Raw genomic sequence first — 16,084 nt, 5'->3', positions numbered from 1 at the left:
GGTTTGATAAATCCCCCTCGTTTATAGTGCGGGGCTTCTCGGCGGTTAGCTAATACTGCTGATAAATTCATTTATTTTGTTGAAGTACAATTTCAGAAAGATGAGCAGTTTTATTCTCGGTTTTTTAGTGAAATATTTTTGTATCTACATCAAACAAGATTAAGCAATAATTGGCAAGGAGTGGTTATTTATCCTAAACGTCAAGTAGAAACAAGCAACACATCACGTTATCAAGAATTATTAAACTCAGATAGAGTTAAACGGTTTTATCTGAATGAATTAGATAACATAGAATCAATAGGAATAAAAACCCTGAAATTAATCATCAGTCCTCAAAAAGAAGCTATTGAACAGGGAAAAGGATTAATTAAACAAGTTAATCAAGAATTTAATGATACCAAACAACAAGAAAATATCTTACAATTAATAGAGACAATCCTTGTCTATAAACTGCCATTAATTAGTCGCCAGGAGATAGAAAAAATGTTTAGTTTAAGTGATCTCAGAGAAACTAAAGTGTATCAAGAAGCATTAGAGGAAGGAATAGAACAAGGTATTGAACAAGGTATTGAACAAGGAATAGAACAAGGTATTGAACGAGGGATTGAACGAGGGATTGAACAGGGAAGAGAAGAAGGAGAGTTAGCTGCTAAAATCGCTTCTATTCCTCGTTTAGTAGCATTAGGATTAAGTGTAGAACAAATAGCTCAAGCTTTAGAGTTAGACATTGAAGAAGTTAGAAATGTTGTCCAATCTAATTCCTAAGCGATCGCCTGTTAATTAATAATTATTCTGATTCCGAACTTCGGTTAATAAACATTCGTTACAAATGCTATAACACCAACCACCCCTAATGATAGGGTGAAAAATGCACGTTTATTACTGGGGAAGCCATAATGACAGGAGCTAACGATACACCCTATCTCCTTCGCGCTGCACGGGGAGAAATCTTAGATCGTCCACCGGTTTGGATGATGCGACAAGCTGGACGCTATATGAAAGTATATCGGGATTTACGGGATAAATACCCCAGTTTTCGTGAAAGATCCGAAAATCCTGACCTCGCCATCGAAATTTCTCTGCAACCTTGGCGAGCGTTTCAACCGGATGGGGTGATTATGTTTTCCGATATTTTAACCCCTTTACCTGGGATGGGTATCCCTTTTGATATTGTGGAAAGCAAGGGACCTGTTATTGATCCACCCATTCGCACTAAAGAACAAGTGGATAACCTTCGTCCTCTGAACCCAGAGGAGTCTTTACCCTTCATCAAGACCATTTTAAACGCCCTCAGAGCAGAAGTAGGCAATCGATCTACGGTGTTAGGATTTGTAGGATCTCCCTGGACTTTAGCTGCTTATGCCATCGAAGGGAAAAGTTCTAAGAACTATGCCATTATTAAGAGCATGGCCTTTTCTCAACCTGAGATTTTGCATAGTTTCTTGAGTAAAATAGCCGATGCGATCGCAGTTTACGTTCGTTATCAGATCGACTGTGGGGCGCAAGTGGTACAATTGTTTGATTCCTGGGCCGGTCAACTCAGTCCCCAAGACTACGAAACCTTTGCGTTACCCTATCAACAACAGGTGGTGCGTCAGGTTAAACAAACCCATCCCGATACCCCGTTGATTCTTTACATTAGCGGTAGTGCCGGTGTTTTAGAGAGAATGGGACAGTCTGGAGTAGACATTGTTAGTCTGGACTGGACAGTAGATATGGCTGAAGGAAGACAGCGTTTGGGTAGGGATATGAAGGTTCAGGGAAATATAGATCCTGGGGTCTTATTTGGCTCCCAAGACTTCATTAAAGCTCGTATTTTGGATACGGTACGCAAAGCAGGAAGAGGTGGCCATATTTTAAACTTAGGTCACGGTGTTTTAGTGGGAACCCCGGAAGACAATGTTCGTTGTTTCTTTGAAACAGCTAAACAGGTGGATCAGTTATTAGCTGTTCCTGTTTAGGGTTTTTGGGTGGGTTTTACCCACCTTATTATCAAAGGGATATTTAGGGTTTAAAGTTTCTACCTCCAATAAACCGAGGGATGGAGCTACTGACGAGGAATGTTAGAGCTATAATAACGATTTGTCTCCAATTTTTAAATTTGCCAACTTTTTCGGCTAAGTCGGGTATTTTCTGCAATAATGGCTGTTGATTTTGTCCTGTGGTTTCCATTCAGCTCATTTTGTCCCTTAATTCAGGGATTTTTTGAACTAAGGGTTGCTGGACTTCCAAGGTAGATTTAATACTATAGAACACAAAATAGAAGTTAAAAATAATCCTCAACCCAACTATCTTCAGAACACAGATAAAAAGAATATTCAAGAAACTGAAAAACTTAGAAAAATTTTTGCTAGTATCGAGATCGAAATCTTAAATAATCAAAATAAACTTAGTCGATTAATGTTGCTTGGAGATAATTATGATTAATTCCTTGATTAGACTGCAAAAGAGTTCTATTTCTTGGTCTGTGGTATGTACAGTAGCATTAAGTTTATGGGGAACATCTGCATGGGCTGGAGATCCTTTCCGTAGCACTAACCCACGTCCTATTGGAGATAACACAGAGGCCGCTTTTGTCGAAATCTTTAAAAATGGTAATTATTTAGAAGCAAAAACCCATTTAGAACAGGCCATTGAAACAGAAACTAACGAACCCCTAGCTTATGCTATGCAAGCTTCTTTAGCCTATTCCAACGAAGAATGGGACGTGATGAAAAATGCTGCCGATAAAACCCTATTGGTAGCCGAAAGATTAACTGCTGAAGATCCCTTGCGGGGTAATTTATATCAAGCGGTGGGACATTTTTTACAGGGAGCTTATACTTTTAAAACCCGAGGGCCGTTGGGAGCCGTCAACAAGTTACAATTAGTTTTTGATCATTTGGATGAAGCCGAAGCTATATCTCCTGAAGATCCAGAATTAAATTTGTTTAAAGGTTATCTAGATTTAATTTTATCGGTTAATTTACCCTTTTCTTCCCCAGAAGATGCAATCGCTCGTTTTGAAAAACACGCAGCACCTAACTACATGGTAGATCGGGCTTTATTCACTGCCTATCGGGACTTAGATCAGTACGATACTGCTATGGTATATATTGAGCAAGCTTTGACTAGTAGTCCGGATAATCCTGAATTGCTGTATTTTAAAGGTCAACTGTTGCGTAAAAAAGGGAGAACAAAAGACGGTCAACCCAAAGATTTGGGTTTGCTCGAAGAAGCTTATACTTATTTTGCTCAAGCTATGACCAAAGTAGATCAACTTCCGAAAGGGGTTCAAATACCTTTGCGTCACGATCATCGAGTCGTACAAGATGAAATCACTAAGTTAAGTACAAATGCTGATTAATGTTAAGTGTCTTAACTAAATTTTGTGATCGGGATTATCTTCTCCTCAAAATCTAAGACCATAATGCTTAAACATCTGGTCTTAGAAATTTAAATCAATTACATTCCCGCACCCGTAGGAATATCGTCATTGACGGTATTAGAACTCGAACCACCAAACCCATCGGGTTCTTTGATAAAGCCATGATAAGCTTCCATGCCATGTTCTCCGATGTCTAGGCCATTGAGTTCTTCTTCTGCGCTGACACGAATACCCATTGTTGACTTAAGAACAGTCCAGACGACACCACTAAAGACAACTGTAAACAAACCAATGCTTAAGACACCAACAATTTGATATCCCAATTGAGCTAAACCGCCACCATAGAAGAGTCCAGACTCCGTATTAAACAAACCAACCGCTAGAGTTCCCCAAATTCCGTTAACCAAGTGAACAGAAATAGCCCCAACGGGATCATCAATTTTGAGAACAGAATCAATAATACTGACGGAATAAACAACAATTACACCAGCAATAGCACCGATAATGACAGCACCCCAATAAGATACTCCATCGCAACCTGCAGTGATACCTACTAATCCCCCTAAGATACCGTTAATAATCATGGATAAATCGGGTTTACCGTCTTTAGCCCAAGCTACAAGGGTAGCGGCTACACCACCGGCGGCAGCAGCTAAGTTGGTGGTAACAGCAATATAGGGAACAGCACTATCTGCGGCTAACTGAGAACCTGGGTTAAAGCCAAACCAACCAATCCAAAGAATTAGACAGCCCAAGGTAGCAATACTCATATTATGACCAGGAATCGCTTGGGGACGACCATCGACGTATTTGCCCATTCTTGGTCCAAGAATAGCAGCCCCCATCAGTGCAGCCCAACCCCCAACGGAGTGAACCACCGTAGAACCTGCAAAGTCACTGAAACCAAGGGAACCTAACCAACCCCCACTCCAAACCCAGTGACCGGTGATAGGATAGGAAATACCCACTAAAAGTAAGCTAAAAATTAGGAAATCGCTAAACTTGATCCGTTCTGCAACCGCTCCAGATACGATGGTAGCTGCGGTTCCTGCAAAAGCGGCTTGGAATAGGAAAGCAACAGAAACAGGTAATCCTACTGGGAAAGGATCGAGTCCATAGGTAGCTGGTTCTCCACCAAGAAACCAACCGCCAAAACCAATGATAGGATTTTCAGGACCGCCAAACATCAGCGAGAAACCGATCGCCCAATATGCTAGAGTAGCTAGGGCAAACACAATAAGGTTTTTGGATAAAATATTAACGGCGTTTTTGTGACGACAAAAGCCTGTTTCTAGCATCCCGAAACCCGCATTCATAAAGATGACGAGTATCGCTGCAACTAATACCCAGATAGCGTTGAGGGTTCCTTGCAGTTGAATAATCGCATCAGGGGGAGCTTCTGTGATTTCTAGGATGTTGATATCTTCAGCAGCAACAGTCTTATTCCAAACAATGGTGATAATTGTTGCTAGAGGAATACAAGCTATCCAATATGGAGAGAAGGATCTGGCAATTGCTTTTAGCGGTTGCCAGGTAGGGACATCTTTTTTTGTTCGTGTTGATACCATTTTTAGGAGATGATTAAGAGAATCATTAACACTGGGAATAACTAAATGTTGACTCACGTAGTCTCTTATTTAGTTATTCTTTTATTTAGTGTATAAACTCTAGAGATAATTCCTGGATTTCGTCAAGGTCACTTAAGGATTTACCCTAGATTTTGCTAAAGATCTCCAACTTTTTCCCACGATTTAATGATTCTTTGACCCTATTATGACTCAAGAAAATTTTGACCAACAAATGATGCAAAGATGTTTGACTTTAGCCCGTCAAGCTTCTGGTTACACTTCTCCTAACCCAATGGTGGGAGCAGTTGTGGTGAAAAATGGCCAAATTGTTGGGCAGGGATTTCACCTCAAACCTGGGGAACCCCATGCAGAGGTATTTGCCTTACAAGATGCAGGGGAAAATGCCGCAGGAGCAACGGTTTATGTCAATTTGGAACCCTGTAACCATTACGGTCGTACACCCCCCTGTACAGAGCGATTAATCGCTTCTAAAGTGGCTAAAGTAGTGGTGGGTATGGTTGACCCCAACCCCTTAGTTGCCGGTAAAGGCATTGCCAAGCTTGAAGATGCAGGGATAGAGGTCACAGTTGGAGTGGAGGAAGCTGCTTGTCGTCGCCTCAATGAAGCATTCTGTTACTCTATTCTCCATCATCGACCTTTTGGTATCTTAAAGTACGCGATGACCCTCGATGGTAAAATTGCTACCAATACAGGTCATAGTGCTTGGGTTACAGGAACAAACTCCCGACAATTGGTTCATAAAACTAGGGCGGGGTGTGATGCGGTAATCGTCGGGGGAAACACGGTACGACGTGATAATCCTCATTTGACCATTCACCAAGCCACGGGACGCAACCCTTTACGGGTGGTGATGACTCGCAACTTACACCTACCTCAAGATGCTAATCTCTGGGATGTTGATACTGCGTCTACGGTTGTGTTTACGGAATGGGGTAAAAATCCTTCTCTGCAAAAAGTTTTACGCAGTAAGGGGGTTGAAGTGGTAGAATTATCGCCCTTGACTCCTTCTCAGGTAATGAATGTCCTTTATGAAAGGCAATTATCTAGGATTTTCTGGGAATGTGGCGGTATTTTGGGGGCGCAAGCTATCAGCGAAGGGGCGATTCAAAAAATTATGGCGTTTATTGCCCCAAAAATTATCGGTGGGATATCTGCTGCTTCTCCTGTAGGTGATTTAGGCTTAGAAAAAATGTCCGATGCTCTATCATTAGATGATGTTACAATTCGTCAGGTAGATGAAGATACTTTAGTGGAAGGATATTTAAAGAGTGTCGAAAATTAAATCTTATTTTTCAAATATCAGTTAACAGTTATATTTTTAAAAGGTTATAGCAACACAACAATTTATCAGGTATAATAGCTTTGATAAAAATCTTTTTGCTTATGCCTCTTCTTCATAAAAAAGTAACTTTTTTAAATCATTTTCCATCTGCATTTATAATATTACTAATAGGTTTATTATTTCGTTCTTTTATCGCTTTTTGGCTCTTGCCTGGTTACGATGAAGGTTATTATTATCTTTATACTAAACATTTAGATTGGAGTTATTTTGATCATCCTATTTTGGTCAGCCTAACAACCGGTTTTGGTGTTTGGTTAACGGGAGTAGTCTCGCCGTTTACTCTCCGTATTGGCACTTTAGTTTTATATACAGGAAGCTTATTTCTGTTATATCTAACCAGTGCAAAATTGTTTACCAAAACAGCCGCTAAAATAACCTTAATTTTGGCTTCTATTATTCCCATTTTTCAACTGGGTTTTGGTATTATAACCCTTCCTGATAGTCCTTTAATTTTTTTTTGGTCGGCTGCTTTATACTGTGCTAGTAATGAATTTTTCTCGAAACGAAACAAAACTTATTTACCCAGCTATCGTCTCAGTATTTTGGGTATTTTAATCGGATTAGCTTGTTTGAGTAAGTATCATGGGTTTGTTTTAGGACTCTGTTTATTCTGCTTTTGTTTAACCAGTAAAGAGCATCGCAGAGCTTTAGTTTCTCCCTGGACAGTTTTGGGTTTCTTATTATTTATTATGACCCTATTTCCCTTGTTATTCTGGAATTATCAACATGATTGGATATCCTTAAGATTTCAACTGTTTGATCGTTTTTCCCCTATTCCTGATGCTCCAAAAACCACTTACAATATTTTCAATGCTTTGATAGTTTTACTGGTTAATATCGCTCTATTATTTCCGACAATAGGTTTCCCTTTATGGTGGGTAATGGGTAAAAGTTTTCTGACAGATAGTTATCAATTACTGTCTCAACAAGAAAATATTAAAAACTTCAGTAATAAAAAATTGTTTATCTACTGGATATCTTTACCTTTAACATTGGGATTAATAGTTTTAGGAGGAAAACAACAAATCCTAGTAACTTGGCCAATGCCTGGTTATTGGGGCATGATTTTATTATTAGGATTCTACGGTGAACAGTGGTTAAACTATTCAAAAATATGGGTTAAAAGATGGCTTATTGGAACTGCGATAGCTATTAATACTATTCTCTTATTAGTGTTGCTACACCTGAATACGGGAACCTTCTTTACATCTAATCAATATCCTTTATTTAAAGGCTTTTTAAACCCCGAAACTGACCCCACAACAGAATTAATTGATGTAGAACAATTTAGAAGAAAAGTAAATCAATCACCCCGATTATTAAACCATTTAAAACAGTCAATTTTTTTATTTACCAATGCCTACTATTTAGCAGGACTAATTGATTTAGCTTTAGAACCATTACACGACATTCCTGTAACCTGTTTTAGCTACGATAGGAGAGGATTTTACTTTTGGCCAGATACGGATCAATGGATTGGGGAAAATGCCCTCTATATCACTTTAAAACGCTTTCATGAAATGCCAGAACTAACGGATGAATTTCGAGCTTTTTTTCAAGAAATTAAAGAAATAGGTACAATAGAAATTGAGCGAGGTGGAGTAGTTGTTAATGTTTTTTACTTCTACGAAGCTAAGCATCTATTAAAACCTTATGTGGCTACAGAAAATTCGGTAAGATAAACAAAAATATGGCTAAGTTTGGAGCAGTGTACTTATCTTTAAAAAATATCAATAACCCCATAAAAGAAATGGAAAAAGTTGCTTCTATTTTAGTGAAAGCTGGTTACAAATTTGCAGTGCGTTATCATCAAGAAATTCCTTGGATACAACTGTATATAGATGAACCAGAAAACATTGTTTTCTATGCTCAACAAGTTGCTATAATTTTTCCTAAACAAGCAACATTAGGGTTAGCAGCTTACACACTATATGACTCGGGAGCTTTTTGTTACTTTCAAGGAGAAAAAATAATCCGCCTTTTGCAATCAGGTTTTAACCAAAAAAGACAGTGGGAAATCATAAAAGGAGAAAAACAAACATGGGAAGACGAAATATTTAGTAAATTGAACTTGGAAATTGGTACTATGGGAATGGTTAGTTATCATATTCAACAAATTGGCGTATTATTAAACTTACCAGGGTTTGGTATTCCTCGACAGGGTGAACCTTGGACTAAAGAAATTATTAATTGATCTGAGAGTAACCTCAAATGAAAATACCTTTAAACCAACATCAAACCGAAGAATTAAGAAAATTTTTTGCTCAAGTCGATCAAGACAATAATGGAAAAATAGATAAAAAAGAGTTAAAACAATTATTAGAGACTATTTGGGGAGAAAATACAGACCTTGATATTAATGAAGCGGTGGAATCAACCTTCAAGAAATGCGATCTCAATAACGATGGTTTTATTACCTTCGATGAATTAACTTCTTTACCAGAATAAAACAGAATAACTGGTCATTAAACAGTAAAATCATCTATAATAGAAAGGTTGTCTACTTATTCTATGTTTAACTCCTATGGCAGTCCCTAAAAAGAAAACATCCAATACAAAACGAGATCAACGGAAAGCACATTGGAAGCGTGTTGCCGCTCAAGAAGCACAAAAAGCCTTATCATTGGGTAAATCTGTTCTATCCGGTCGTTCCAAGAGTTTTGTGTATCCTCAAGACGAAGAAGACGACGACGAAGAATAAAGCTTATTTTGAGTTCCTCTGCGATCGCTTTTTTAACCACTTTATTTTAAAGTAGCGATCGCTTCAATATTTTAGATATCATTCCTTTTCAAAAATAACAGATAAATTATTAGCTGGCATTTCAACCTTTTCTTTAAAAATTAAGCCATTTTCTTCGGCAACTTTGATAACATCTTCTAAATTTCTTACTCCCCATTCTGTATTTTGAAGCCGCAAAGATTGATCAAACGATTCGTTACTTATTGCTGTATGTTTTCCACCTTGTTTATATGGTCCGTATAAATATAAAATACCACCAGATGGTAATATTCTTTTTGCTCCTTCCATTAAACCCAAACAAGCTTGCCAAGGGGAAATATGAATCATATTAATATTAACCATTGTAGTAATATCTAGTTCTTGCTCTTCTACTGCCCAACTTAAACTTGTTGCATCAATATTCAGAGGAGAATTAATATTATCAATTAAACTCTCTTTTCTCCACGCTTCAATACTATTCCTCGCCGTAGGATTAGCATCGGAAGGTATCCACTTACGGGGACTAAAAGCAGGAGCAAAAAAAAGACAATGTTCACCAGTTCCACTGGCAATTTCTAGGATATTTCCCGATGGGGGAAGTACCCTTAATAATACTTCTAAAATAGGTTCTCTATTTCTTTGAGTCGCTGGTGCATATTGTTTTAAATCAGTCATAATTTTTTCTTGTTTTATTTTAATTAATAGCTTTAATAGCCTCTTCTAAAGCTAGAGAAATATGAGTCCAATGGGTTCCTCCCTGACAAAAAACAATATAGGGTTCTCTTAATGGGCCATCAGCAGAAAATTCTGAGGTACTACCATCAATAAATGTACCACCAGCCATCACTAATTTGCTCTCGTAGCCTGGCATTTCAGCAGGTACAGGGTCAAGATAAGAACCCACAGGAGAGTAGGTTTGAATAGCACGACAAAAGGACTTTAATTTTTCAGGAGAACCTAACTTAATGCCTTGAATGATATCCCGACGGGAAACGAAAGGTAAGGGGTTAACTTCGTAACCTAATTTATCAAAAACGTAAGCAATTAAATGAGTCCCTTTGATCGCTTCTCCTACCATTTGGGGAGCTAGAAATAATCCTTGAAATAATAGCCGACTTTGATTTAAAGTCGCCCCACCTTTTCTCCCAATACCAGGAGATGTTAACCGACAAGTTGCGGCTTCTACTAATGATTTTTTGCCAGCTACATAGCCCCCCGTGGTAACAATTGTTCCCCCGAGATTTTTAATCAAAGAACCAGCCATTAAATCAGCACCCACCGCCGTTGGTTCCATATTTTCTACCAACTCGCCGTAACAATTATCCACAAAACAAACTGTATGAGAATTTTGTTTTTTGACAATTTGAATGATTTTTTTGATATCTTCGATGGATAAACTCGAACGCCAAGAATAACCACAAGAACGCTGAATTAAAACTAATTTTGTTTCGGCTTTGATAGCAGTTTTTAACCCTTCCCAATCAATTGTTCCCTCGTTAGTTAGGTCTAATTGTCGGTAATTAATGTTAAACTCTGTTAGGGAGCCTTGACAGTTGCCTCTTAGGCCGATCACCTCCTCTAAGGTGTCGTAAGGCGCACCAGCTACGGCTAACATTTCGTCCCCTGGGCGAAGTACCCCAAACAAAGCGCAGGCGATGGCATGGGTTCCTGATACAAATTGTATGCGGACTGTGGCAGCTTCTGCTTGCACAATCTCAGCAAAAATCCCGTCCAAGTTTTCTCGTCCAAGATCATCATGACCATAACCAGTAACACTGGCGAAATGATGAACTCCTAGACGATGATTGCGAAAGGCTGTTAAGGTTTTTTTGAGATTTTCCTTGACCTTATGGTCGATTTCCGAAAAGATCGGAATTAGGGCGTTTTCTGCCTCTTTTATGAGCATTAAGCTGTCCAATTGTCAACCCCAAACTATTAATCTTGTCGATAGCGATTAATTAAAATCAATGGCAAAGGTTTGTTTATCCCATTTATTTATACCAAATAAAAGCTTATATAAGTTATTCAATTGGGAACTTAATTTGGAATTAAATATTAAAAATTCAGAACCTTGGTCAACCAAAATAGTTAACACTATCGCAAAGTATAATAGAGTTTTGATTACTTTTACATACAGGTTATTACATGACTGTTGCTGCATCTCAAAAACTATCCTATGACTGGACAGTTATTATTTACATGGCTTCGATCCATCTGGTTGCCTTACTGGCATTTTTGCCCGGCAATTTTAGTTGGCAAGCTATAGGTATTACCTTCTTATTATATTGGGTTACGGGAGCATTAGGCATTACTTTAGGCTTTCATAGATTGGTATCTCACCGTAGTTTTCAGTCACCAAAATGGCTAGAGTACTTGTTAGTTTTCTTAGGTACATTAGCTTGCCAAGGGGGACCCATTCAATGGGTAGGGTTACACCGCATTCATCATAAATATTCTGATACCGAACCCGATCCCCACGATTCTAACAAAGGGTTTTGGTGGAGTCATCTAGGATGGATGTTACACAAAATTCCTGCGGATAACGATGTTCCTCGCTACACCAAAGATATTAACAGCGATCCCTTTTACAATTTCTGTCAAACCTTCATGATTCCCATTCAAGTCGGTTTGGGTTTAATCCTTTTTGTCATAGGAGGATGGCCCTGTGTGATTTGGGGAGTTTTTGTCCGTTTAGTAATGGTATTTCACTTCACTTGGTTTGTTAACAGTGCTACCCATAAGTTTGGCTATCAAAGTCACGAATCAAATGACCACTCTCGTAACTGCTGGTGGGTTGCCTTATTAACATTTGGCGAAGGATGGCACAACAATCACCATGCTTATCAATATTCTGCTCGTCATGGTTTAGCTTGGTGGGAAATCGACATTACTTGGATGACTATTCAAGTTTTACAGTTTTTAGGACTCGCTACAAACGTCAAATTAGCACCCGTCTCTAACAATAAATAGTCTTTACATTTAGGCAACATAAAAAACCTTCTCTATTGCTGATGGGAAGGTTTTTTAGTTTTCAGCCAAGAACCGACGGACTTAACCCCTTCAACATTTCCATGAACCATGTTATGATATTGTATGCAACAAGAATTATTTTCCTAATTTGTTTTGTTAATTTTTATTTACAAACATCAGAGTGAATTTAACTCTCTACACCACTGAATTTTAGAAAGCTTTTTATGTCAATTTACGTCGGCAATTTATCCTACGATGTCACCCAAGACGATCTCCAAGAAGTATTCGCAGAATATGGTGCGGTCAAAAGGGTACAACTCCCTACCGATCGGGAGACAGGAAGACCTAGAGGTTTTGGTTTCGTGGAAATGGAAACAGAAAGCGAAGAAACTGCCGCCATTGAAGCCTTAGACGGGGCTGAGTGGATGGGGCGGGCCCTAAAAGTCAATAAAGCTAGACCGAGAGAGAATCGCAGATCCTCCGGTGGTGGTTCAACCCGTCGTTACTAGACTTAAACCACTGTTTTAACTGCGATCACTGTTTTCTATCTACCCTGTTAACCATCAATCGAGAATAACACAGATGAACATCAAAGAACTTTTGAGTCGCTACAATGCAGGACAAAGAGACTTTAGAAACATCACCCTAATTGCAGCGAATCTTAGAAATGTTAATCTGAGGGGGATTAATCTAAGTGGGGCTGATCTTAGAGGTGTTAATTTAAGCAACGCCAATCTCAGCCATGCTAATTTAACGAATGTTCGTTTGCAAGGAGCTAATCTAAGAGAAACCGATCTTACTGCAGCCAACCTGACAGATGTTGATCTAAATGGCATAGATATGAGTCAAACCCATTTATCAAGGGCAATTTTTCAACCATCAAAAGTTGCTACCCAATAAGCCTTAATTCAGGAGATAAGCTTAAAAATGACCCAGATTATTCGTGGAGAAAATGAACATATCGAATCGGCCTTACGTCGCTTCAAACGACAAGTAAGCAAAGCCGGAATTTTTTACGATATGAAGAAAAATCGGCACTTTGAAACGCCCATTGAAAAACGCAAACGTAAGGCCCTAGCTAAACAAAGACAACGCAAAAGATATTCGCGTTAATAGATAAATAGTCTAGCCATCTCAGGGAATAGTAAGGGTCAACTCTTGTTGACTCTAATACTTTTTTTCATTAAAAGATATTGAGAGATGTATAAACTTGTTGCCCTTATATTATAAGAAGATTAAGATAGGTTTGAGAAACGGATTTGATCTTAGTGATCTTATTTCCCTTTTCGTAGTATTAATTAATAATTATTTTTCTTTCTTAACTTAATATTTCAGTTATTTTAAAAGTCATTGCAAAATGTCTTCTAGAACACCAACAATAAGTTAAATCCGCTAGATTGAAAGTAGATACAAAACAATGTGAGTTTAATTTTCTGTTATTGCTGAACACTCACAAGATGGGGAAAAACAGAGATAGTGTTGACCCTCAACCTGCCTGTGTTGAGCTTGAAAATTAGCTTCAAGGAGGTGTTTTATGAGCGAAAAAGTTTTAGGCAATGTGCGTAATGTAGCTATCGTTGGCCCCTATTCGAGCGGTAAAACCACCCTACTCGAAAGCCTATTATCCCTTACTGGTGCCATTAACCGAAAAGGTCGTATTAAAGAAGGTAACACCCTCGGCGATAGTTCTCCTGAAGCCAGGGATCGGCAAATGAGTGTAGAAGTTTCCGCCGCCAGTACCAGCCACGAAACCATCGAATTTACCTTTTTAGACTGTCCCGGTTCCATAGAATTCGCCCAAGAAACCTATAATGTCTTAGTGGGTGCTGGTGCGGCGATCGTCGTTTGCGAACCAGAAATCCATCGCCTGTTAACCCTTGCACCCTTATTAAAATTCCTCGATGATTGGGAAATCCCCCATATTATCTACATCAATAAGATGGATCGCTTCAAAGACAGTTTTATGGACGTACTCCACGCCCTCAAAGATGTGTCCACCCGTCCTGTTATCCCCCAACAATATCCCATTCGTCAAGAAAGAGAACTCATCGGCTATATTGATTTAGTCAGCGAACAAGCTTATCATTATCATCCAGGGAGTCCTGCTGATCCTATTCCTCTTCCCAAACATCTCCAAACAGAAGAACAGGCAGCCCGCCAGGAAATGTTGGAAGTTTTAGCAGACTTTGATGACCATTTATTAGAAGAATTAATAGAAGACATTCAACCCCCACAAGAAGAAATACTCAAAGATTTAAAGCAGGATCTCAGTGCAGACTTAATTGTACCCGTTTTCTTTGGTATCGCTGAACAAGACTACGGAGTACGCCCCTTACTGGATGCTTTGGTAAAAGAAACCCCTGCACCCAATATTACAGGAGAACGTCGGGGACTAGAAAACAAAAGCGAGGGGGAAACTCTAGTACAAGTTCTCAAGACTTACTTTACACCCCAAGGGGGTCAACTTTCCCTCGTCAGAGTGTGGCAAGGTGAAGTTAAAGAAGGAATGTCTCTCAATGGGGTTCGCGCCGGTGGTATTTATCGTCTCATGGGACAACAACAAATACCCGTATCCAGTCAAATTGCATCTTTAGGGGAGATCGTCGCCATTGCCCGTTTAGAAGGCATTCAAACAGGGGAAACCCTATCCAGCAAAGAGAAACCTAGTGAAATTTTACCGAAAGCAGATCTTTTAGATCCTGTGTATGCATTAGCTGTTACCCCCGAAAAACGCAAAGATGAGGTGAAACTGAGTTCCGCTTTTGGGAAACTGATGGAAGAAGATCCATCCTTGCATTGGGAACAACACGGAGACACCAAAGAGGTGATTCTTTGGGGACAAGGTGAAATACATTTACAAGTGGCTTTAGATCGTTTACGTCGCAAGTATAACCTACCTATGGCCACCCATTTACCCCAAGTTCCCTACAAAGAAACCATCCGTAACCCTCAGACAGTTCATGGACGTTATAAGCATCAAACTGGGGGTCATGGGGCGTTTGGAGACGTTCAACTAGAAATTAAACCCCTACCCAGAGGAGAAGGGTTCCACTTCAATCAAACCATCGTTGGTGGTGTTGTTCCTAAACAATACATTCCCGGTGTGGAAATGGGGGTTAAGGAATATTTAGATCACGGTCCCTTGGGTTTCCCTGTGGTGGATGTGGATGTTACCTTAACAGACGGTTCTTATCATTCTGTGGATAGTTCTGAACAGGCGTTTAAACAGGCTGCCCGCATTGCTATGAGTGATGGAATGCCTTTGTGTCATCCTGTTCTCTTGGAACCCATTTTATCTGTTAAAGCATCGATTCCGGCGGAGTGTACTGCAAAAGTGTTGCAGTTGGTGAGTGGACGACGGGGACAAATTCTCGGTTATGAAAGTTTAACTGAGTGGAAAGGATGGGATCAAGTAACTGCTTATTTCCCTCAAGCAGAGATGCAAAATTTTATTGTTGAACTGCGATCGCTTACTATGGGTGTTGGTACTTTCACTTGGACTTATGACCATTTACAAGAAGTTCCTGATAAGGTGAAAAGTAAAGTTTTAACTACTAATAGTAACGGGAAAAATTAAACCTTTTTTCTGATTGATTTACGTTCCTTTCAAAGATTAGGGTAGATTAAAATCTGCCCTTTTTTGTCTAATTTAAACCTTTTTCTTTCAGTTAAGGGAGAGAGTTAGGAATTAAACGAAACAGCAAAGTTAACAAAGCGGTTGCTACTGCGACGACAATAGGAACAAGTGACACTCCTCCCAACGCTGATCCAGTGGGTACAGCGCGGGCTTCCCTACCTCACGATAGGACGTTACTGCTTCATCGGTCTTTTCTAGATACACAAATGTTGCCATTCACATATCCCCGTCCAGATACCTCCACAGTCAGCACCACCGACTATCCATCGGCTGCAATGTATCGAGTTTTTATCCAGAAAAACTTTTTTCCCCGTTTCCAGCTTCTTAGCATTGTTGATTGTCTGGGACAACCTAGGGACGCATATCTCCACTGGCTAGAACGATGGGTTTCGCCCTTTAACTTTTGACTCACATCTTGCACCTGACGAGACAAAGTTCCAAACCATGTTCATAAAACCAG

General features: G+C 39.3%; 17 protein-coding genes and 1 pseudogene. 14 read left to right on the top strand and 4 right to left on the bottom strand.

Annotation, left to right across the window (positions count from 1 at the left end):
- Nucleotides 1-60 precede the first annotated feature (60 nt).
- Nucleotides 61-765, top strand: a pseudogene (locus P9B04_RS01310) (Rpn family recombination-promoting nuclease/putative transposase); the annotation flags it as partial.
- 131 nt (nucleotides 766-896) lie between these two features.
- Complete coding sequence (gene hemE / locus P9B04_RS01305) at nucleotides 897-1,961, top strand: uroporphyrinogen decarboxylase (RefSeq protein WP_342053192.1); 1,065 nt, start codon at nucleotides 897-899, stop codon at nucleotides 1,959-1,961.
- 43 nt (nucleotides 1,962-2,004) lie between these two features.
- Here hemE and P9B04_RS01300 read toward each other — a convergent pair whose 3' ends face one another.
- Nucleotides 2,005-2,172: a hypothetical protein gene (locus P9B04_RS01300; RefSeq protein WP_342053191.1), complete on the bottom strand. Its 168-nt coding sequence runs from the start codon at nucleotides 2,170-2,172 to the stop codon at nucleotides 2,005-2,007.
- Between the two features lie 247 nt (nucleotides 2,173-2,419).
- Here P9B04_RS01300 and P9B04_RS01295 point away from each other — a divergent pair, with 247 nt between their 5' ends.
- Nucleotides 2,420-3,346, top strand: a complete 927-nt coding sequence (locus P9B04_RS01295) for a Sll0314/Alr1548 family TPR repeat-containing protein (RefSeq protein ID WP_342053190.1) — start codon at nucleotides 2,420-2,422, stop codon at nucleotides 3,344-3,346.
- Between the two features lie 98 nt (nucleotides 3,347-3,444).
- Here the strand turns inward: P9B04_RS01295 and P9B04_RS01290 are convergent, their stop codons facing one another.
- Complete coding sequence (locus tag P9B04_RS01290) at nucleotides 3,445-4,935, bottom strand: ammonium transporter (RefSeq protein WP_342053193.1); 1,491 nt, start codon at nucleotides 4,933-4,935, stop codon at nucleotides 3,445-3,447.
- Nucleotides 4,936-5,140: 205 nt separating this feature from the next.
- Here P9B04_RS01290 and ribD point away from each other — a divergent pair, with 205 nt between their 5' ends.
- The 5 genes from ribD to rpmF all read left to right on the top strand — a co-directional run bounded on the left by ribD (nucleotide 5,141) and on the right by rpmF (nucleotide 8,999).
- The gene (gene ribD, locus P9B04_RS01285; RefSeq protein WP_342053189.1) at nucleotides 5,141-6,238 is read left to right on the top strand and encodes a bifunctional diaminohydroxyphosphoribosylaminopyrimidine deaminase/5-amino-6-(5-phosphoribosylamino)uracil reductase RibD; all 1,098 of its coding nucleotides are present in this window, start codon (nucleotides 5,141-5,143) and stop codon (nucleotides 6,236-6,238) included.
- 101 nt (nucleotides 6,239-6,339) lie between these two features.
- A complete protein-coding gene (locus P9B04_RS01280) occupies nucleotides 6,340-7,980 on the top strand; it encodes an ArnT family glycosyltransferase (RefSeq protein WP_342053188.1) in 1,641 nt (546 codons plus the stop codon).
- A gap of 8 nt (nucleotides 7,981-7,988) precedes the next feature.
- Nucleotides 7,989-8,492, top strand: coding sequence for a hypothetical protein (locus P9B04_RS01275; protein ID WP_342053187.1), 504 nt, complete (start codon nucleotides 7,989-7,991; stop codon nucleotides 8,490-8,492).
- Nucleotides 8,493-8,509: 17 nt separating this feature from the next.
- Entirely contained in the window at nucleotides 8,510-8,746 is a 237-nt protein-coding gene (locus tag P9B04_RS01270) for an EF-hand domain-containing protein (RefSeq protein ID WP_342053186.1), read from the top strand.
- Nucleotides 8,747-8,822: 76 nt separating this feature from the next.
- Nucleotides 8,823-8,999 carry a 50S ribosomal protein L32 gene (rpmF, locus tag P9B04_RS01265; RefSeq protein ID WP_342053185.1) on the top strand — a complete coding sequence of 59 codons (177 nt, stop codon included), beginning with the start codon at nucleotides 8,823-8,825 and terminating at the stop codon, nucleotides 8,997-8,999.
- Between the two features lie 78 nt (nucleotides 9,000-9,077).
- Here the strand turns inward: rpmF and P9B04_RS01260 are convergent, their stop codons facing one another.
- Complete coding sequence (locus P9B04_RS01260) at nucleotides 9,078-9,692, bottom strand: DUF938 domain-containing protein (protein WP_342053184.1); 615 nt, start codon at nucleotides 9,690-9,692, stop codon at nucleotides 9,078-9,080.
- Between the two features lie 19 nt (nucleotides 9,693-9,711).
- A complete protein-coding gene (locus P9B04_RS01255) occupies nucleotides 9,712-10,923 on the bottom strand; it encodes a methionine gamma-lyase family protein (protein WP_342053183.1) in 1,212 nt (403 codons plus the stop codon).
- A 239-nt stretch (nucleotides 10,924-11,162) separates the two neighbouring features.
- On the opposite strand from P9B04_RS01255, the gene P9B04_RS01250 reads away from it, so the two are divergent.
- The 6 genes from P9B04_RS01250 to P9B04_RS01225 all read left to right on the top strand — a co-directional run bounded on the left by P9B04_RS01250 (nucleotide 11,163) and on the right by P9B04_RS01225 (nucleotide 16,031).
- Nucleotides 11,163-11,987: an acyl-CoA desaturase gene (locus P9B04_RS01250; RefSeq protein WP_342053182.1), complete on the top strand. Its 825-nt coding sequence runs from the start codon at nucleotides 11,163-11,165 to the stop codon at nucleotides 11,985-11,987.
- Between the two features lie 224 nt (nucleotides 11,988-12,211).
- On the top strand, nucleotides 12,212-12,496 hold the full coding sequence (locus P9B04_RS01245; RefSeq protein ID WP_342053181.1) for an RNA recognition motif domain-containing protein: 285 nt from the start codon (nucleotides 12,212-12,214) through the stop codon (nucleotides 12,494-12,496).
- A gap of 73 nt (nucleotides 12,497-12,569) precedes the next feature.
- Nucleotides 12,570-12,887, top strand: a complete 318-nt coding sequence (locus P9B04_RS01240; RefSeq protein WP_342053180.1) for a pentapeptide repeat-containing protein — start codon at nucleotides 12,570-12,572, stop codon at nucleotides 12,885-12,887.
- A 27-nt stretch (nucleotides 12,888-12,914) separates the two neighbouring features.
- A complete protein-coding gene (rpsU, locus tag P9B04_RS01235; RefSeq protein ID WP_342053179.1) occupies nucleotides 12,915-13,100 on the top strand; it encodes a 30S ribosomal protein S21 in 186 nt (61 codons plus the stop codon).
- A 421-nt stretch (nucleotides 13,101-13,521) separates the two neighbouring features.
- On the top strand, nucleotides 13,522-15,564 hold the full coding sequence (locus P9B04_RS01230) for an elongation factor G (RefSeq protein ID WP_342053178.1): 2,043 nt from the start codon (nucleotides 13,522-13,524) through the stop codon (nucleotides 15,562-15,564).
- 266 nt (nucleotides 15,565-15,830) lie between these two features.
- Nucleotides 15,831-16,031, top strand: a complete 201-nt coding sequence (locus tag P9B04_RS01225; protein ID WP_342053177.1) for a hypothetical protein — start codon at nucleotides 15,831-15,833, stop codon at nucleotides 16,029-16,031.
- Nucleotides 16,032-16,084 lie beyond the last annotated feature (53 nt).

The organism is Crocosphaera sp. Alani8 (genome assembly GCF_038442745.1).
GTDB lineage: Bacteria > Cyanobacteriota > Cyanobacteriia > Cyanobacteriales > Microcystaceae > Crocosphaera.
This window is presented reverse-complemented; position numbering and strand designations above follow the sequence as displayed.